Source organism: Acinetobacter sp. ANC 4178 (genome assembly GCF_004331175.1).
Classification (GTDB): Bacteria; Pseudomonadota; Gammaproteobacteria; order Pseudomonadales; family Moraxellaceae; genus Acinetobacter.
This window is the reverse complement of sequence record NZ_SJOD01000006.1, coordinates 1-18,838: the sequence shown is the minus strand read 5'-3', so window position 1 is coordinate 18,838 and position 18,838 is coordinate 1. Positions and strand designations below refer to the sequence as shown.

General features: G+C 41.2%; 21 protein-coding genes. 10 read left to right on the top strand and 11 right to left on the bottom strand.

Translation table 11 applies throughout. The features are described 5' to 3' along the window. Entirely contained in the window at nt 1-597 is a 597-nt protein-coding gene (wrbA, locus tag E0H87_RS12700) for an NAD(P)H:quinone oxidoreductase (protein WP_131323951.1), read from the top strand. Between the two features lie 67 nt (nt 598-664). On the opposite strand, the gene E0H87_RS12695 is transcribed toward wrbA, so the two are convergent. The 5 genes from E0H87_RS12695 to E0H87_RS12675 all read right to left on the bottom strand — a co-directional run bounded on the left by E0H87_RS12695 (nt 665) and on the right by E0H87_RS12675 (nt 4,854). Continuing rightward, nucleotides 665-1,033 carry a hypothetical protein gene (locus E0H87_RS12695; protein ID WP_131323950.1) on the bottom strand — a complete coding sequence of 123 codons (369 nt, stop codon included), beginning with the start codon at nt 1,031-1,033 and terminating at the stop codon, nt 665-667. A 251-nt stretch (nt 1,034-1,284) separates the two neighbouring features. Next, nucleotides 1,285-2,349, bottom strand: a complete 1,065-nt coding sequence (locus E0H87_RS12690) for a sensor domain-containing diguanylate cyclase (protein ID WP_131323949.1) — start codon at nt 2,347-2,349, stop codon at nt 1,285-1,287. 276 nt (nt 2,350-2,625) lie between these two features. Continuing rightward, nucleotides 2,626-3,201 carry a xanthine phosphoribosyltransferase gene (locus E0H87_RS12685; protein WP_131323948.1) on the bottom strand — a complete coding sequence of 192 codons (576 nt, stop codon included), beginning with the start codon at nt 3,199-3,201 and terminating at the stop codon, nt 2,626-2,628. An 89-nt stretch (nt 3,202-3,290) separates the two neighbouring features. Continuing rightward, nucleotides 3,291-4,004 carry a DUF3108 domain-containing protein gene (locus tag E0H87_RS12680; protein ID WP_131323947.1) on the bottom strand — a complete coding sequence of 238 codons (714 nt, stop codon included), beginning with the start codon at nt 4,002-4,004 and terminating at the stop codon, nt 3,291-3,293. A gap of 166 nt (nt 4,005-4,170) precedes the next feature. Then, nucleotides 4,171-4,854, bottom strand: coding sequence for a hypothetical protein (locus tag E0H87_RS12675; protein ID WP_131323946.1), 684 nt, complete (start codon nt 4,852-4,854; stop codon nt 4,171-4,173). Nucleotides 4,855-5,083: 229 nt separating this feature from the next. Between E0H87_RS12675 and E0H87_RS12670 the strand changes: the two genes are divergently transcribed. Next, on the top strand, nt 5,084-5,965 hold the full coding sequence (locus E0H87_RS12670; RefSeq protein WP_131323945.1) for an energy transducer TonB: 882 nt from the start codon (nt 5,084-5,086) through the stop codon (nt 5,963-5,965). Here the strand turns inward: E0H87_RS12670 and E0H87_RS12665 are convergent. From E0H87_RS12665 to miaB, 4 genes are all read right to left on the bottom strand, one after another. Then, a complete protein-coding gene (locus tag E0H87_RS12665; protein ID WP_131323944.1) occupies nt 5,962-6,267 on the bottom strand; it encodes an antibiotic biosynthesis monooxygenase family protein in 306 nt (101 codons plus the stop codon). The genes E0H87_RS12670 and E0H87_RS12665 overlap by 4 nt on opposite strands. A 79-nt stretch (nt 6,268-6,346) precedes the next feature. After that, nucleotides 6,347-6,829, bottom strand: a complete 483-nt coding sequence (gene ybeY / locus E0H87_RS12660; RefSeq protein ID WP_131323943.1) for an rRNA maturation RNase YbeY — start codon at nt 6,827-6,829, stop codon at nt 6,347-6,349. Nucleotides 6,830-6,847: 18 nt separating this feature from the next. Continuing rightward, the gene (locus tag E0H87_RS12655; protein ID WP_131323942.1) at nt 6,848-7,924 is read right to left on the bottom strand and encodes a PhoH family protein; all 1,077 of its coding nucleotides are present in this window, start codon (nt 7,922-7,924) and stop codon (nt 6,848-6,850) included. 39 nt (nt 7,925-7,963) lie between these two features. Next, the gene (gene miaB / locus E0H87_RS12650; RefSeq protein WP_131323941.1) at nt 7,964-9,421 is read right to left on the bottom strand and encodes a tRNA (N6-isopentenyl adenosine(37)-C2)-methylthiotransferase MiaB; all 1,458 of its coding nucleotides are present in this window, start codon (nt 9,419-9,421) and stop codon (nt 7,964-7,966) included. A 349-nt stretch (nt 9,422-9,770) separates the two neighbouring features. On the opposite strand from miaB, the gene E0H87_RS12645 reads away from it, so the two are divergent. From E0H87_RS12645 to E0H87_RS12625, 5 genes are all read left to right on the top strand, one after another. After that, nucleotides 9,771-11,729, top strand: a complete 1,959-nt coding sequence (locus tag E0H87_RS12645) for a lytic transglycosylase domain-containing protein (RefSeq protein WP_131323940.1) — start codon at nt 9,771-9,773, stop codon at nt 11,727-11,729. A gap of 88 nt (nt 11,730-11,817) precedes the next feature. After that, nucleotides 11,818-12,432, top strand: coding sequence for a ribonuclease I (locus tag E0H87_RS12640; RefSeq protein ID WP_131324195.1), 615 nt, complete (start codon nt 11,818-11,820; stop codon nt 12,430-12,432). Between the two features lie 171 nt (nt 12,433-12,603). Beyond that, complete coding sequence (locus E0H87_RS12635; RefSeq protein ID WP_131323939.1) at nt 12,604-13,590, top strand: malate dehydrogenase; 987 nt, start codon at nt 12,604-12,606, stop codon at nt 13,588-13,590. A gap of 163 nt (nt 13,591-13,753) precedes the next feature. After that, nucleotides 13,754-14,011, top strand: coding sequence for a DUF2789 family protein (locus tag E0H87_RS12630; RefSeq protein WP_131323938.1), 258 nt, complete (start codon nt 13,754-13,756; stop codon nt 14,009-14,011). 146 nt (nt 14,012-14,157) lie between these two features. Further along, nucleotides 14,158-14,409, top strand: coding sequence for a DUF2789 family protein (locus tag E0H87_RS12625; RefSeq protein WP_131323937.1), 252 nt, complete (start codon nt 14,158-14,160; stop codon nt 14,407-14,409). Nucleotides 14,410-14,492: 83 nt separating this feature from the next. On the opposite strand, the gene E0H87_RS12620 is transcribed toward E0H87_RS12625, so the two are convergent. After that, nucleotides 14,493-15,020, bottom strand: coding sequence for a hypothetical protein (locus E0H87_RS12620; RefSeq protein WP_131323936.1), 528 nt, complete (start codon nt 15,018-15,020; stop codon nt 14,493-14,495). A gap of 59 nt (nt 15,021-15,079) precedes the next feature. Further along, nucleotides 15,080-15,682, bottom strand: a complete 603-nt coding sequence (locus E0H87_RS12615; protein WP_131323935.1) for a 2OG-Fe(II) oxygenase — start codon at nt 15,680-15,682, stop codon at nt 15,080-15,082. Between the two features lie 115 nt (nt 15,683-15,797). Here E0H87_RS12615 and E0H87_RS12610 point away from each other — a divergent pair, with 115 nt between their 5' ends. From E0H87_RS12610 to E0H87_RS12600, 3 genes are read left to right on the top strand one after another with little or no spacing between them, the layout of a single operon-like run. Next, nucleotides 15,798-16,655 (top strand): 23S rRNA (adenine(2030)-N(6))-methyltransferase RlmJ, encoded by an 858-nt coding sequence (locus E0H87_RS12610; RefSeq protein WP_131323934.1) that lies wholly within the window; start codon nt 15,798-15,800, stop codon nt 16,653-16,655. A gap of 46 nt (nt 16,656-16,701) precedes the next feature. Beyond that, a complete protein-coding gene (gene pssA, locus E0H87_RS12605) occupies nt 16,702-17,526 on the top strand; it encodes a CDP-diacylglycerol--serine O-phosphatidyltransferase (protein WP_131323933.1) in 825 nt (274 codons plus the stop codon). Nucleotides 17,527-17,557: 31 nt separating this feature from the next. Next, nucleotides 17,558-18,631 (top strand): DUF6670 family protein, encoded by a 1,074-nt coding sequence (locus E0H87_RS12600; protein ID WP_131323932.1) that lies wholly within the window; start codon nt 17,558-17,560, stop codon nt 18,629-18,631. Nucleotides 18,632-18,838: the final 207 nt, after the last annotated feature.

The window sequence follows — 18,838 nt, the reverse complement described above, 5'->3', positions numbered from 1 at the left end:
ATGCAACCTTATGTCCTTGTTTTATATTACAGCAAATATGGCTCTACCCAAGAAATGGCGCATTTAATTGCCAATGGTGTCGAGTCGACAGGGATGGCGGTCAAGATTCGTACTGTGCCCAATTTGGCGACAGTTGTAACGGAAGCGGCAGCAAGTATTCCTGCAGAAGGAGATATTTACTGTACTTTAGAAGACTTGCAGCATTGTTCGGGTTTGGCTTTAGGTTCACCGACACGGTTTGGCAATATGGCATCAGAAATGAAATATTTTTGGGATCAAACCACCAGTTTATGGCTAAATGGCGCTTTGCATGATAAGCCTGCTTGTGTTTTTACCGCGTCAGGTTCAATGCATGGTGGACAGGAAAGTACCTTGTTGACGATGCTTCCTCCATTATTTCATCACGGCATGATGGTGATGGGGTTAACCAATGCGCAGGCTGCATTATCGAATACTAAAACAGGTGGAACACCTTATGGTGCAAGTCATGTGAGTGGTCCACGCCATGATCAGCAATTGAGTCAAGATGAAAAAGTGCTTTGTACTGAACAAGGGCGTCGTTTAGCAAACGTGGTACAAAAATTACAGATAAAGTAGGTTTAATCTGAAAGGTCAGCGTCACGATGAGGTTGACCTTTTGTTTTTAATTAAAGACAGTGCAGGCTTATGTTGTCTCAAGTTTTTGCTTAAAGCGATACTTACATTTTGAACATTTGTAATCGAGAAAAATATTCTGATCAATCACAATGCCAGCTTTCTTGCCAAAATAGTTGCCCAGAAAGCCCCCTGTAATTCCGACACTAATTCCACCAATAAACGTACCTACTGTACCGCCCACAATCACGCCCAGTGGCCCAGCAACAGCCCCAATAGCGGCACCTGTTGATGCTCCAGTTGCAGCACCACCCACGGTTCCCGCAGCAACGCCTGCAGAACCCAGTAAAATTCCACTGGCTTTTTTCAGGTATTGGTCATGGTCGCGTTTTTCAACGTCACTTGAACCACATTTAGGACAGAGAATCGTATTTTCCATAGATGATTTGCCTTTGCGTGCCGTAAACTCAATCACGAGATACAGCAATTTTTGTCAAGATTTACGTTCGAGCAGAACAACCATGTGCTGCTTCGACTTGCATGACTTCGCTAAGTCTGTAAATCTAGAGTGAATTCTAGCGAAAAAGAACAGTCATGTGTTTAATTGAGTTGTAAACAGGATGTGCTTCTAGGATTCATTGTGAAGTAAATATGAAGCACAGATAAGTGCATTTTATTTCATCTTTAAGCTTATATCTTACGAATCGGCATATCTAAATGAACCCGATTGCGTCCTGCCTGCTTGGCTTGGCATAAAGCTTTATCAGCACGTTTGAAGACTGTTTCTGCATTCAAGTCTGTGATCTCTGCTTCAGCGACCCCAATGCTGACGGTAAAACAGATCACTTCTTCTAGATATGGAATTTTCAGCTCTTCAATGGCCGTACGTATTTGTTTAAAGCGCTTGATGGTATCTTGGGCATCATGAGTGGGTAAAATAATGGCGAATTCTTCTCCTCCAATTCGTGCAAGAAAATCATGCTCAGTTAAATGGGTTTGAATGTGTTCACACATCTGCTGGAGCACATAATCACCAGCTTGATGACCATAAAAATCATTTAAAGTTTTGAAATGGTCAATATCGAGAATACCAATACTAAAGGGCGTATTGTCATGAGCAAGGAGCAGCATTTGGCGATTACTCTGCTGTGTAAACATGCGCCGATTAAAAGTACCTGTCAATTCATCGGTCGAGGTGAGTTTTTGCATTTCTTGCACCTGTAAGTGCAATTTAATGTTTAAAGCAATCCAGTTTGCCAAGCATTGTAACAAGATGGCTTGTTGCTTGGTGTAATGAAACTTGGCTTGGTCGGCAACGTTTAATGTACCCAAGCAATTTCCATTATGCATTAAAGGGGCATCCATGCATGATCCCATGCCATTTTGGGCTAACATTTGGCAATCCAATTCTTCAAATAAAGTCACATCATCGCAAATACGGAGTGTGGCGGTACTAAAAACACGTCCAACAAATGTTTGTTGAATGGGCAATTTAAAATCCAGTGGAATCGCCTGATTGCCTGATATCGAGTACAGTTTGAGAAAATTAGGTCGATCATACAGAGTAATGCTCGACCGTTCGGCTTGAAAGATCTGTGAAATCCAGAGTGCAATTTTATCTAAAAGACTTTGAATGCAATCTGCTTGCGCGAGATCATAAATGAAGTTGATTGGAAGTTGAATACAATCGTTTTCATTGATTGGGGTCAGTTGATTAGGGGGATATATCCGTTCAGCTGTTTTATTTTTGTTCATTGCAGGAGGATTCTCTAAACCTAACAGTCAGTCTAAGGCGTTTTCTTATTGGAGGCGAATGGTGGATAAAATCAGTGATTCTGTGGCTGTATTTCAATGGTGAATGCAATTTGAATACAACAGACAATACATGTATTTACATACTAAGCATTTTTTCTGAGTTTTTCTAAAAAAAGATGAAACTGATCAGGGCAAAAGTGGCGTGAGTGTTTAGAGCTTCAGGAAGAAGCCAATAAAAAAGAGCGCTTAAGCGCTCTTTAAATACAGAATTGGAACTTAGTCACGCTCAAATTCAACAGTACCATTAGCTAAAGATTTTACACGAGCTAAAGATTCAACACGGTAACCTTTTTCCAATAACAATGCACGACCAGGCTGGAATGATTTTTCAATCACAATACCAATACCTACAACTTCAGCTTGGGCTTGGTGAATCAAATCTGCAAGACCTAAAGCAGCTTGACCATTCGCCAAGAAGTCATCAATCACCAGTACTTTATCAGTAGAGCTGATGTGTTTATTTGAAATTGCAATGGTGCTTTCAATTTGCTTGGTAAAAGAGAAGACTTTTGAGCGGTACAAATCATCTTTTAAAGTTAAAGACTGATATTTACGTGCAAAAATGACAGGCACGCCGAGTTCTAAACCAGCCATAACAGCAGGTGCAATACCTGATGCTTCAATTGTGATGATTTTGGTGATCCCCGCATCTTTAAATAGACGCGCAAACTCTTGACCAATCTGTTGCATCATAACGGGGTCAATTTGGTGGTTTAAGAAAGAATCGACTTTCAGAACTTGATCAGAGAGAACGATACCTTCTGCTAAGATTTTCTGTTCTAGTGCATGCACGGGAGAATCCTCAGGGGCAGGTGCTTTTTCAAGCAAAAGCGTATTTTAAAAAGCACCCGAAAAAATGCAAGTAAAATTGACTAAATGGTCTAATTAGTGGGGCCTTTATATCCAGTTAACAGTAGACCATAAGATGATTTTCCATCCTGATGAGTGACTTTTACAGGAAGGTAATCCAATTTAGGGGCCAACCAGAAAGTCGTATCGCGGCCTGGCTTATCATGTTTCATCACTACTTTAACTGTATCGAAGGTCCCATAAGAAGTTTTAACTTTTTCAGAACCTTGCTTAACAAACTGGCGAGATTCGACTTCTTTCGCATCAGCAATCAGATAGGATGACTTGATGCCAACGCCTTTCAAGTCCTCACGGATTTGTAATTCGGCATTCAGCTCATCCAGTACACCAGCTTTCCACGCAAATGAACGTGCTTTGTCATCTTTTTGGGTGTTAATGGTTTTACTACTTGCATTAAAGTTGATGTTCATGGTGTTGTTGTGCACCAGAATTTTGCTGGTTCGGCTGAAACTATTGGAACTAATTTTGCCTGCATTGAAACCGAAGCGACTGGTTTCAGATGCAGAGGCAATTGCCCCAGCTTTGGCTGCAAAAACATAGGTCCAGTTATTTCCTGATTTGCTTAAGGTACGAGTTGCCGAGCCCATGTTCTTGCCATTGTAGTTAAATTGATAACTTGCTTGGAAGGGACTCATGGCGAATGCTTGGCTGGAAAAGCCAGTAAATAACAATGTAGAGGCAATGCCTGTCGTCATTGCTATTGTTTTCAAAACATTTTTAGCCATTAGTGAAAGTGTTCCTGTGAAGTTTAAAATAAGTGCAGTGTAAAATTACACTCGTTTATTATGCCTATGTATTATGAAGATAAAATCTACTTTTCTGTGCAAAGTGTATCTTTCCTGTAGCATTTTTTCTTGGTATTTCACGCCAAGTTAGTTGTGAAATCTGGGCTTATTTACGCTTTTGTTTGATTGGTGTGACTTGGTTTTCAGGAATACCTTCATGTGCCCAATCTTCAATTTCATCTTCGCTCATTCTGCCAAATAAGGCAGCTAAATTCACATTGCCTAAAACGACCAGTTCAGCTTCGCGCAAGACTGCATGATTGACATGCACTTTATTGAGTGTATCCAGAATCGAACGCTTTTTACCTAACCAGCGATTCAGATCTAAATGTAATAAATCATCCTTTACTTTAATCACATTCAATTTTTCAAGAATCATGCCTAAAGGATCTTTATTTAGAATTTTTTGATAGAAAAAAATCGCAGCGTGAAAACCCATTTTATGGAACACATTTTGAAATTTAGCTTCTATGACCTGCGTATCACTAATTTGCTCAAATACAATCAGTTGAATGTCTTTGTTCATTTCCATTTGCACTAACTTTAGATCTACGGAAAGGGTGGTGTAAATCCCTTTAAACTCTAAAGTGGCATATAAACGTAACCAGTCATCATGAAGGTCTGCATGTAAATCTTTTAGCATTTTCACATTATCAGTGACAAAGCGTTGGAAAGTCGCATTTAAAAAGACTTGTGAGAGTGGAAATTCACGTTCATCTTCAATAAAGCCTTCCGCTTTTTGGTACACTTGATGTAGCCGTTTAGAAATATTGGAAAGTAGCGTTTGCATAAAGGCATCCTAGCAAGTGAATCTACTGGCTTTTGATTAATTTTGCCGAATTGTATTTAAAATACAAAAATTCAATCTTGCAGTTTAGCAAAATTAATTGCACCATTTTCAGTATTTTAAGGCCATGATTCTGTTGTATTGATGAACTTTGGGTTTTATCAACATAATAGCAACCAAGTCAAAATTTTACTGTATATGCAGTGTGGGGAAGGCAGTTTGTCTGTTAGTTATGATACTGAATAAAATAAATTATACGCCTTTGTTGCGCGCGTGGTGGAAAGACCCGATTTTTACAACGGCTGTGGGCTTTGCTCTCGTTTTACATCTGTTGGTTTTGGCGATTCAATTTGCTGCACCCACACAACAGGATGCGGCGGTGAAGGAAATTGCAGTGACGTTGCGGCCGAGTGAAAAAAAGGTTGAACATGCTGATTTTCTGGCACAAGCAGATCAGAACGGTTCAGGAACATTCCGCGAAGCGCATCGCATGTCGAGTGATATGCCAGCACCCATGCTGGAACAAAGTGCGGGTGAAAAGCAGATGGAAACACTGCAAAAAACCCAACAAAAGCGTGAATTGAATTTTGAAGAAAAAGTTTTGATGACCACGCTCAGTTGGCAAAAGCAGGCAGAACAAACTCGTCGGAAAAAGGCGATGGATGAATTAAACAGCCAGTTCCAAGCCAAAGCCGCTATGGTGGCGAGTTTGGAAGCACAATATTTACAGCGCCAACAGAATTTTAGTCGCCAACAGAAAATTAAAACGGTCGATGGTATTCAAGCCAAGCAAGATGTTACGGCGGCGTATTTAGAAAAATTTAGACAGAAAGTGGAGTTTTACGGCAACCGTTATTATCCAGAGCAAGCAAAGCAACAACGTTTAGCGGGTGAAGTACGTTTAATGGTGATTCTGAACCGTAATGGCGGAATTCGGGCCATTCGTTTAATTGAAAGCTCAGGTCATGATTTACTTGATGAAGCAGCGAAAGCGTCGGTACGTAAAGCGGCGCCATTTACTGGATTTGACCATAATATGAAAGATATCTCTGAGTTACGCATTGTCCGAACATGGCGTTTTGACCCTGCGGAAGCCGAGTTTGAAGTCCATTAAATTGAATGGGCTGAATGAGCATAGTGGCGCTCAATCTTACAAATTTCTACACTAAAGGATTGATACCATTGTTCTTTGCCTAATTGCTGTGCCACTTGATGTTCGGCATCGTGATGCCATGCTTGAATGTCTGCCAAGCTGTTCCAGTAAGACAATGCAATTTCAAAGTCTTGCTCAGAAATGGCTTCAAACTTTTGACAATTAAACTGATTCAGTGCTTTTTCACGTAACAGCTGCGCCGTTTGAAAATATTGTTCATCCAAGGCTTTAATTTGGGCTTTAAAAATGACGACGTACTTCATTATTGTTCCTTTTGATCGTGTTTAGAGCCGTGAAGTTTGCAGTACATAAAAAAGCGAGCCGAAGCTCGCTTTTTAGAGTTTAGTCTTGTTCTAAATAGGGATTATCAAAACCCAGTTTCGCCAATATTTCTATTTCCAGAGCTTCCATTTCCTCAGCATCTGCTTCGGAGGTTTCATGGTCGTAGCCCATTAGATGCAAAGTGCCATGCACGAGCATGTGCGTGAAATGTGCGAGTGGGGTTTTGTTTTGCTCTTCCGCTTCTAACAGCACCACAGGAATGCAAATGACCAAATCACCAATTGGAAATGAATCAAGAACTTGGGCCATTTCATCGGGCAGGTCACTTGGGAAAGACAACACATTGGTCGGTTTATCTTTGCCGCGGTATTCCAAATTTAATTTATGGCTTTCATCGTTATCGACACAAGCAATACCTATTTCACAATCACTTTGTGTATCGATATGGCGTAAGCTGGTTTCCACGATTTTTTTGAGATAAGCGCGTTTCAGTACCAATGCTGGGGACTGAAACGACTGTTGTAAAGAAAGACTAAGTTTCAAAATGAATCCTTAAAGCGGTTAATCTTGTGCATCCGCAGCAGCATCATTTTCAGCAATTAAGGCTTCTTGACGCGCTTTACGTTCTGCACGTGCTTCGGCACTCAGGCGTTGTTGTTCGCTATCCCAACCTTCGTAAGCTTCTACGATTTTTTGTACCAGTTGATGACGGACCACATCACGAGAATGGAAGCGGGTGATGTGAATTTCTTTCACATTTTCAATAACACGTAGTGCATGCGAGAGACCTGATTGTTGACCACGTGGTAAGTCGACCTGCGTGACATCACCCGTAATCACAGCACGTGAACCAAAGCCTAAACGGGTCAGGAACATCTTCATTTGTTCAGGCGTCGTATTTTGTGCTTCGTCCAGAATTACGAAAGAATGATTTAAGGTACGACCACGCATGTAAGCCAGTGGTGCCACTTCAATCACTTGACGTTCAATCAGTTTCGCCACTTTTTCAAAACCGAGCATTTCATACAAGGCATCGTATAAAGGGCGTAAGTATGGATCGATTTTTTGGCTTAAGTCACCCGGTAGGAAACCGAGCTTTTCACCCGCTTCAACCGCAGGGCGTACCAATAAAATCCGTTGGATTTCGTTGCGTTCTAGCATATCGACTGCGGCGGCAACAGCAAGATAAGTTTTACCTGTACCCGCAGGGCCAATACCAAATGAAATATCGCTTTGCAGAATACGCTGAACATAGCGTCGTTGGTTTGCACCGCGTGGATTAATACGACCTTTACGGGTCTGTAGATAAACATCTTCCAAACCCGTGTGATCATTATCAGAAAAGTCTTCTTGGAGTTCACGATCAGTCTGACTGCCTTGAATCATCATGTGGATGACGTCGGCAGTAATCTGTTGTGATGTTTCAGCTTCTTCATGCAGACGTTGCAAGAGCATCTCGGCTCTTTCGACTGCATCCATGTCACCATCGATGTAGAAATAATCACCTCGATGGGAAATTTGGACATCTAGACGTTGTTCAATTTGTTTCAAGTGACCGTTATAAGCACCGAGCATGCTCTTTAAACGGTCCATTGAAATACCAGGAAAAGTTACTGTACGTCGAATCGCTGCAGTCAAGAGAGTTCCTTTATGGTAGTTGGAATCTATCCTCTTACATTACGCCACGTCAGGCTCAAGATTCAAGAGTTCACCATAAACAAAATTCAAAGTTTTAATCTCGGTAATTTCGATCTCGGCGAAACGTCCAACCCATGTTACATCGCCGATAAAGCTTACGTAACGAGTATTGTCAGCAGTACCAATCAGTACGTTTGGATCTTTATCCGAAACTTTCTCAATCAATACGCGTTGAATGGTACCGAGCATGGCATCTGTTTTATCAATACTCGAGCGTTTAATCCACTTTTGAACTTTACTAAGACGTTCTTTTTTCACTTCTTCAGAGGTGGTGTCTTCAAGGTCAGACGCAGGTGTACCTGGACGTTTTGAATAAACAAAGCTGTAAGAATGGTCAAAGTCCATATCTTTGATAAATTGATAGGTTTCTTCAAAGTGAGCATTGGTTTCACCTGGGAAACCAATGATGAAGTCACTGGATAAGTGCATGTCTGGACGAACTTTGCGTAATTTGGCAATTTTGTCGATATATACATCAATCGTGTGGTTACGCTTCATGGCTTGCAGTACATCGTTTGAGCCGCTTTGTACGGGCAAATGCAGATGCGACACCATTTGCGGTAGGTCACGGTAACATTCAATCAAGTCATCATTAAATTCAAGCGGATGTGAGGTGGTATAACGCAAACGACCAATCCCTGGAATTTCTGCAACAAGACGTAACAAGTCTGCAAAAGTACAGATATTGCCTTCGAAGGTTTCGCCACGGTAACCATTGACGTTTTGACCGAGCAAGGAAATTTCACGCACGCCTTTTTCGGCTAAGGTCGCAATTTCAGCTAAAACGTCGTCTAGCGGACGAGAAACCTCTTCACCACGGGTGTAGGGCACCACACAGAATGAACAATATTTTGAACAACCTTCCATAATTGAAACAAAAGCCTTGTAACCTTCCACACGCGGTTCAGGTAAAAAGTCGAATTTTTCAATGTCAGGGAAAGAAATATCCACCAATTTGATTTTTTCTTTCTTGGGTTTTTCGATTTGTTCGAAATGCTGATCAAGCATTTGTGGCAAACGGTGTAAGGTTTGTGGGCCAAAAATCATATCGACATAATTGGCACGTTTTTGAATGTTGTCGCCTTCTTGTGAGGCTACACAACCACCCACACCAATAATCAGGTCAGGATTTTTGTCTTTTAGCTTGCGCCAGCGACCCAACTCGGAAAACACTTTTTCTTGCGCTTTTTCACGAATCGAGCAGGTATTCATCAATAGAATATCCGCTTCTTTCGGGTCTTGAGTCAGTACATAGCCGTGTGAGTCGCCAAGTAAGTCTGCCATACGGTGACTGTCATACTCATTCATCTGACACCCTTGCGTTTCGATATACAGTTTTTTAACTGATCCATCGGTGGCTGGGGTGTGCTGTGGCTGGGTAACAGTGTTTTCTGAGGCAGCGTTGGCACCATTCGGGATGAAGGTTTGAACCGTCATGTAGGCTCCTAACAGGATAAAACGGAGAAACGTGTAAAAACTGTATCTGCGTTATGCGTTGGCGATAAAAAATCAACCTTGACGAGCGCAGAAACACGATTAAACACGAGAGCAATATAAGGAAGGCGCATATTTTAGCAGGATTTACAGAAAAACGGTCAGCTTTAAATATCGAAGCAAAAATATTGATTTATGAAGCAAAAATGTTTGAAAATTAATATTGCCTTATCAGAAGGTTACATAACACAACAACAGAGTAGTTAGAGAATATTCTAAACTAGCTGCACGAATGAAGTGTTTACATTGAGATTGAGTCGAATAGGTTGAAATAAAGGATGAAGGCGCACATATGTTAAATCGGTGGTTAGATAAAAAAAATTATTATCACGTACTTGCATGGAGTGTGGCTTCAATAGGTATATTCGGGCACGCCTATGCAGCAGATGAACAATTTAATGATGCCTTGCAAGCCGCCAATTCTGGCAATACGGAGTTATTACAACAATACCAAATGTCCATGCAAAATGATGCTTTGGGCTATTATCCAGAATATTGGGCTTTAAACGCCAATTTAGGCTTTCAACCTGCAAATAATATTATTAATTTTGCCCGCCGTTATCCTCAGTCGGCGATGGCAGAAAAATTAGCCGCAGATTATGTAGAAGAAAAAGTTAAGCAAGCCGATTTTAGTAGTGCACAGCCAGTTTTACCTTATGTGACCAATCCAGATCAGGCAGAAAGTTGTGCGGTGGCCCAAGTGCGTGCGAAAACTGGGGATCCCTTGGTTTTTGCAGAATATAAAGATGTCTGGTTGACGACCAATTCTCAACCAGAATCCTGTACAGGTTTAGCACGGCAAATGCTGTCGAGTCCTTTAATGACCCAGCAAGATAAGCAACAACGTCTATGGGGCTTATTACGTGCAGGGCAATCTGGACAAGCTATCGCAACGGCACAAACCTTGGGGTTGAATTTAAGTCTTGCACAGTTGAACCAGATTCAAGCCGATCCATTAAATTATGTCTGGTCTGCCCCTAAAGCGAGCGCCGAAGAGCAAGCATATTTAATCTTTGCGATAGGACGTATGGCAGATAGTGATCTGGATGCTGCAATGTCCTCTGTTCAACGTGCTGCGCAGGGAACACCAGAAGCAGTACAAAAAGCGCTGTACCGTGCGGTGGGATATGTGGGTGGTACAACGGTAATGAAAAATAATTTCAAGCGCGAAGTATTAAATAATCTGGATGCGAGTTATGGCTTACCATTTAGCCCAGAAGAAGCAGAAATCTATGCGCGTCAAGCCATTCGTTTTAGTGCTTGGGAAAGTTTAATTCGTGCCATTGATGCCATGAGTGTCAATCAAAAACAAGAAGATCGTTGGCAATATTGGCTGGCTCGTGCTTATGAACAGCGTAATGATGCCAGTGCAAAACGCAGCGCACAGGAAATTTTCCGTAAATTGGCGCAAGGCGATCAGTATCATAATTTACTGGCCAAAGACCATGTGGGACAACGTTATAGCACTGTGCCAAACAATGTTCAGCCGACCAACAGTGATTTGCAACGTTTGAGTCAAGATATTCATTTTAATCGGGCTTTTGCTTTACGTAATGTCAATGCGCCAGATAACTATGTGAACCGCGAATGGAACTGGGCGGTGCGTCAAGCCTATTTAAAACATGATGATGGTTTGTTATTGGCTGCTGCTAAACGTGCAACCGATATGGGGTGGTATGACCGTGCCATTTATGCAGCAGATCGTACGGAAAGTAAACACAACTATGCTTATCGTTACGCGATGCCACATCAAGGTTATGTGGTCAACCACAGTCAAAATGCTGGGATTGATCCTGCATGGGCATATGGCTTAATGCGTCAGGAAAGCCGTTTTGTTTCGAGCGCTCGCTCACATGTCGGTGCTGGTGGTTTAATGCAGATTATGCCAGATACGGCGCGACTAGTTGCCAAGCAAATGGGTGAAACCTATAATCCTGCCGCGTTATCAGATATGAATACCAATATTCGTTACGGAACATTTTATCTGTCGATGATTAATAGCCAATTAAGCAGTAATCCCGTGTTGGCGACTGCGGGCTATAATGCTGGGCCGAATCGGGCACGTCGTTGGCAGCCTGATGATCGTCCCCTTGCCGCAGATCAATATACGGAAACCATTCCGTTGAATGAAACCCGAGACTATGTCAAACAAGTTATGACCAATGCCACGCATTATGGGGTCTTGTTGGGACAGGGGGCTCAGTCTATTGGGAATCGTATGCAAGTGATTCCTTATCGCGGGACGCCATAAATTTATTGTGTAAGCAGCATGAGAAGGTCGAGCATTCATGTGGTTTGATGTAGTTGAAAATAAACAGATTAAAGCGACTTACCTAGCAATGGGTGGGTTAGGTCTGGCTGTTTGTACTCAGCTTACCCATGCTGCTCCTTCTGTTGCGCCGCATGGTTATGTCATGGAAATACAAATGACACCTGCGGCGTGTATGATGGATAGTCAACGCAGTAAACGACGCAAATGTTTAGAAGGCTATTCGCTGAATATTGTCGGATTATTACCTGAAACTGCACAGCGAGACTGTGAGATTTCATCTTCTGCAATCTTGTCTCCTCTGCAAGCCAAAGTCGTGGCTAGAGTCATGCCTGACGAAAATGCACGTGTTCAACTTTGGCAATCGATTGGAGGCTGCGTGCCAATGGGAGCGAGTCAGTATTTCCGCACCATTATTAATTATGCAGAACGCTTAAAGATTCCAGCAGAGTTATCGAGTCCAGAAACACGAACTTTGCCGCAAAATCAGATTAAATTACAGTTTTTACGTTTAAATCCGACCTTGCCAAGTACAGGAATTCAGTTGGGTTGCCAGAGTTATCGCGGTGAAAACTTTTTGACCAAAGTGAATGTTTGTTATAAAACCAATGGGCAGTATAAACAGTGCTCTACTGCGGTTGTTGGCAATTGCCCAAATCAGATCACGATTAAAGGGTCATACTAAGTTTTTTGAGACGGTTAATTTATATTTCCTATCAGACTTTTGTTGAAATTGATGCTCTTTTTTATGCATATCCTGAAGGATTGGAGTACAATCTTTGCCGTTTATGATAATTCGATGAAAACGGACAGACCCGTTTAATCATATTAACGATCCTCAATTGGAGATAATTACATGAAGCAACCTGTTCGCGTTGCCGTTACTGGCGCAGCTGGTCAAATCGGTTACAGCTTATTATTCCGTATCGCTAGCGGTGAAATGCTTGGTAAAGACCAACCCGTTATTTTGCAATTGTTAGAAGTTCCATTTGAGAAAGCTCAAGCTGCGCTTAAAGGCGTAATGATGGAATTAGATGACTGTGCTTTCCCATTATTGGCTGGCATGATCGGTACTGATGATCCTAAAGTTGCATTTAAAGATGCTGACTACGCGTTATTGGTTGGTTCACGTCCACGTGGTCCTGGTATGGAACGTGCTGACTTGTTAAAAGTGAACGGCGAAATCTTTATTGGTCAAGGCCAAGCACTCAACGAAGTTGCTAGCCGTGACGTTAAAGTATTGGTTGTAGGTAACCCTGCGAACACGAATGCTTACATCGCAATGAAATCTGCTCCAGATCTTCCAGCGAAAAACTTCACTGCAATGTTGCGTCTTGACCACAACCGTGCGTTAACTCAACTTGCTCAAAAAGCGGGTGTTGCAGTTTCTGACATCGAAGACATGACTGTTTGGGGTAACCACTCTCCAACAATGTATGCTGACTACCGTTTTGCAAAAGTAAACGGCGAAAGCTTAAAAGACAAAATCAATGATGCAGTATGGAATAAAGATGTATTCCTTCCTACCGTTGGTAAACGTGGTGCTGCGATCATCGAAGCACGTGGTTTGTCTTCTGCTGCGTCTGCTGCTAATGCTGCAATCGACCACATGCGCGATTGGGCTCTTGGCACAAACGGCAAATGGGTAACCATGGGTATTCCTTCTGACGGTTCTTATGGTATTCCTGAAGGCGTAATGTTCGGTTTCCCTGTTACAACTGAAAATGGCGAATACAAAATCGTTCAAGGTCTTGAAATCGATGAATTCAGCCGTGAGCGTATCAACTTCACTCTGAATGAGTTGGAAGAAGAACGTGCAGCAATTGCTGACATGGTGAACTAATTTAATCTTTACTGATTAAGTTAAAAAAGCATCCTCCTAGAGGGTGCTTTTTTTATTACAGAACTGAATCAACAAAAAATAACATGCTGAAAAAATATACAGAATGATTTTGTAATGTTATTCAGTTACCTTGAAAAGAGAACAAGGATGCGAGGACAGAATGATGTTTGATGTACAACCTACCTTAGAACTGTTATTTGAACAGCTCGGTTTAAACGCCAGCGAAAGTGACATCGATCAATTTATACGTGAGCATCAATTGGGTACTGATGTCGAGCTGCATCAAGCCAGTTTTTGGACCGAGGCACAGCGTGAATTCTTACATAGCCACTGGGACAAAGATGATGAATGGGCAATCGTGATTGATATTTTAAATGAGCAATTGCATGAAGATGTCGGAGGCATGAATTTCTCAGGTTAATAAAAATGACATATGGGCTGTCGCGCTTTGCTGTAGTTCACAAAAAACTACAACAAAGTCACGATAGCCCCTTTTTTTGCCTGCATAATTTTTATAAGTTAATTGAATAATAAATTACAGATGAACTGATAAGGGGCGGGAAAACGATGAAAAACAATCCATCCTTAGAGCTACTGTTTTCACAATTAGGTCTGTCGAACAGTCCGGCAGCAATAGAGCTGTATGTCCGTACACATCAACTGCCTGCGCATCTATCTTTGCATGAAGCACCATTTTGGAATCGCTCACAGCGAGATTTTCTCATTAGTCATTTAGTACAAGATGATGACTGGGCAATCTGGATTGATGAGTTAAATCAACAATTACATATGGATGCGTATAAATTACAAACGGCTTAAAATTCTGAAATTTTTTCTGTTTACCCAATATATGCATTAAAAAAGCGCCTTTCTCGGCGCTTTTTTAATGCAATATTTAATCTTTAGTGTGGTTTGGGTTGCGTAAGTTGTACGAACCATAGCGTTTCGCGGTAGGGTGCAAAAGCAGCGTGTTGCTGTAATAAGAAGGCGTTAAATTCAGTAGTTTGACTATATTTCTTTAACCAATGGCGACTCAAGGCGCTATCGTTTTTACATGCGCTGGCGTAGGCAAGGAAAAAATAGACATCCCCATGCTCATGCACGGTTAAGGGTTTTAGAATTTGCTGGGTAATTAAAGCAAAACGCTGTTCTTTGGTAATTTCAAAATACAGCATGTAGGCCTTGGCTAAATGCAAAGACAGGTTTAAATAAGTACCTAAAGGCATTTCTTCAAATTCAATACGACCTTGCTCAAGCAACACAATCGCTTCTTGTAAAAAGTGAATCTGTTCTTGACGAACCCGACTCACCGTTACCAATGCCAAACGTAAGTCTGCACGTTCTAGTGCTAAATCGGGTGTATTGCCCTCCAAATACATTTGGTCAGTTTCACCAATTCTCGCAATAATTTGCTTTGTATCTGTTAGCATTCGTGCAGTCCTCTCTAGTTAAGCCTACTATATAAGGTCATTCGGGAAGATTTAAAGGGTTACCAGATAGTATTGCCACTTCTTAACCATGCGGTAATCGAAAGTCGCTGTTGTTTGGCCTCAATCACTTCATGAAGTAAATCACTGCGAAACAAGGCAATCCGATTTGGTTGTGGTTGAATCATATGCCATTCGCCATTTTTATCCTGAAGCCGAAGCTGACCGCCCCAATCGTCTTGCCATTGTTCATGTAAATAATAAACCGTTGAAATAATCCGATCATTTTTCTGTTGCGGATTGTCACGATGCAGCGCATAAAATTCACCTGCGTGGTAACAAGCAAAATGGGCTTCAACTTCACGAATCCCTAAATAAAATGCTTGATTCAGTTGTTCGGATAAGAGCGATAAGGTCTCGACATGTTGTTGTGCAACCTGTAATTCGGGATGAATCCATAAAATATGATCACTACGAATTTGACTAACCACACCATTTTGAATTGCTGCTTCACGAAATTGATTTAAATGTGAGGTACATTCAGTGACTAAATCAGTTACATATTCAGTAGTATAGGCGTGATCAATCAGTGCAAAACCATGTTGATCAAGATCATTGAGCACTTGATCGATATTCCACGATGCAGGAAGCTTGGAAACAAGCATAGAAGCACAACTCAAAACAAGAAAACAGAACTGCTTTATTCTAGAACAACATATCCGTCGGAATGAAACTATTTTTCATGCTAAAATATCCATTGATTTTAGGAATTAAATAGAAATGAATTACCGCCACCATTTCCATGCAGGCAACTTTGCCGATGTCATGAAGCATGTTTTATTGCTGCAGCTTTTGACGCGACTCAATGCAAAAGATAAACCATATCGCTATGTTGATACGCATGGTGGTGCTGGTAAATATGACTTATCTACCTCAGAAGCACAAAAATCGGGCGAATTCTTAAATGGTATTCATCGTTTAGTTAAACTGGATGATTCAATCAAACGTACTGCGCCTGAAGGGGTTCAGCAATATTTAAAAATTGTTGAAAAAATGCGTAGTAATTTTGGTAAAGGGGCATATCCTGGTTCGCCGTGGTTTGCGCTAGAAGGTATGCGTGACATAGATAAAGCGACCATTTTTGAAATGCAGCGTGATGTCTTTCAGCAATTACGTCATAACATTCATGACAAACGTGCAGGTTTGCATGAGCGTGATGCCTATGAAGGTTTATTGGGCGTAATTCCACCGAAAGAAAAGCGTGGCTTGGTCATGATCGATCCACCTTATGAACTCGAACGTAAAGATTTTCCACAATTGGTTGAACTTTTAGTCGCTGCTTATAAAAAATGGCCGACAGGTGTATTTGCAGTCTGGTATCCAATTAAAGACCGCGCCATGATTGAACGTTTTGAGAAAAAAATGTTTAAAACGGGTATTCGTCGTCAATTGGTTTGTGAAGTCTGCGTTTGGCCAGATGACACACCTGTTGGTTTAAATGGTTGTGGTTTATTGGTGATTAATCCACCTTGGAAGTTCTCTGAAGATGCCGATGAAGCATTACAATGGTTATTTCCACACTTACGCATGCAAGAACATGGTGGACATGCCGCAGTACGTTGGTTAGTTGGCGAATAATTGCCGTAGATAGAATAAATTAGGTTGCAGATTAGGATATAAAACAATGACAAATAGCTCGAAACCTGAAGGTGAGTTACATACTCCAGAGCATGACTACGACGGAATTACCTTCGAAGTTGTTGAGGATGAGCACACGCAAGAAGGACAGAAGGTTAAACGTCGTGGTATCTATCTGTGGCCGAATTTAATTACCACAGCCGCATTACTGTCGGGTTTTTATTCCATTATTGCCAGTATGAATGGTGAGTTCACCCAAGCCATTTATGCCATTTTTCTTGCGGCATTGCTGGATGGTTTAGATGGTCGTGTTGCACGTGCGATTGGTGCGCAAAGCGCATTCGGAGAGCAATTTGACTCACTTTCCGACTTGTTGGCTTTCGGTGTTGCGCCTGCCATCCTTATGTATAGCTGGAGTCTGCATGACTTGGGGCGTATTGGTTTAGCCTGTTGCTTTATTTACACCGCTTGTGCGGCATTTCGCCTTGCACGCTTCAATGTACAAATTGGTGTCGTCGATAAGCGTTATTTTATTGGGGTCGCAAGCCCATTAGCTGCTGTCATGATTATTTCAATGGTGTGGGTTGGTCGTGATTTTCCCAACATCTTTGATTTAAATGAGTTGGGTATTCAGATTGTCAATGCCGCCATTATTGTGGCAGTTGGGCTATTGATGATTTCTAATATCAAGTATTATTCATTTAAAACGGTAGACCGTAAGCGCGTTCCATTCGCAGTGTTACCTATTGCTGTCTTTATCCTTGCTGCGATGACTTACAATATTCCTGTAGGCATATTAGTGATTTCAATCATTTATGCGCTTTCTGGTTTTGTCACTACCTTTCTTGCTCGCAAACAGACGGTGAGCTAAATATGAGATAGTTGTGATGAGGAGCTAGGCTATGCAATTGTTTCAAGATTTTTTAGATCGATCCAAACAATTGAATCTGGCTCCGAAAAAGTCACGCTTAAACTTTCATACGCCAACCCGCCAATATAAATTCATCTATTTCGGCATTATTTTGCCCAATCTTCCCGCGCCGCTGCATTATTTTAATTTTATTGGATTAATGGGGGCTGCGCATGCACTGATGTTACGCAATGACAGGGCTATTCATAACAACGCACTAGATACGGTCACTCTTTTATGTAGTAGTAGTCCGCATATGGTCGGGCAATTACACAGTTATAGCATGCCAAGAGATTGTCACTTTTCCAAAAACCTGTGGCAGTTTTCAAATCATGAGCAAATTTTAGGCAATTTACCTAACTTTCAAATCCAACGCGATGATGATGAATTAAGTTGTCAGCTTTCTATTCATACCACTACACAAGTCAGTTATTTCAATAAAATGCATTTAGGACTAGGCGAGCACTGGTCTACACGATGTTTTTGTGAGGGTAAAATCACTTATAAAGAACAAGTTTTCCCGATCGCACAGCATGGTGTATTTGAGTTTGCGCGCGCAGTCCAGTTTCCTTACCTACCTTTGGCATTTTTTACTTACCAAATTATTCAACTCAATAATGGTGATCAAGTATTGATGGCACAAACACGAGATCACTTTAATCGTATTGTGCAATCACGTATTTATCTTAAATATGCCAATGTTGAACGCACAGAACTTTTCGATGAACAAGTACAGTTCAAAGTACATCGAGTTTATCCCAAAGTAGTAACTCCAAATGGACAAGCGATGTATTTACCGCGCGAGTTTGAATGGAACTATCAAAATAAAGTTGGAGATGTCATTCAAATACAAGCGCAAAGCCGAGGGGATTTTAAATTTGGATTAGCTGCGGGTTATGTAGGGAGTTTTAAATATCAAATTAAAATCAATACACGAGAAGAATATGGTGAAGCAGGTTATTGTGAGTATGTCGATTGTCGTGCATTAAAATGGCAAGAAAAAAATCAAGATGAAAAAATACTAGATGATTTAGTCAATACTGTACCTTTTATGCTCAAAAAATGATAAAAAAAGCAGATTTTGAGTATTAATTAATCATACAAGCGCTATTTTTGAAATAATTTAAAAAAGGGTATTGCAACGAGTTGGGAATACTGTAGAATGCACATCCATCGGCGGTGATGTTGATTAAAACTTGTTGAGAAACAAGGATTTAGCCCAAGCGGTAGAATCTGGAAGATCTTGAATGAGTTTAAAATAATTAACAAAACC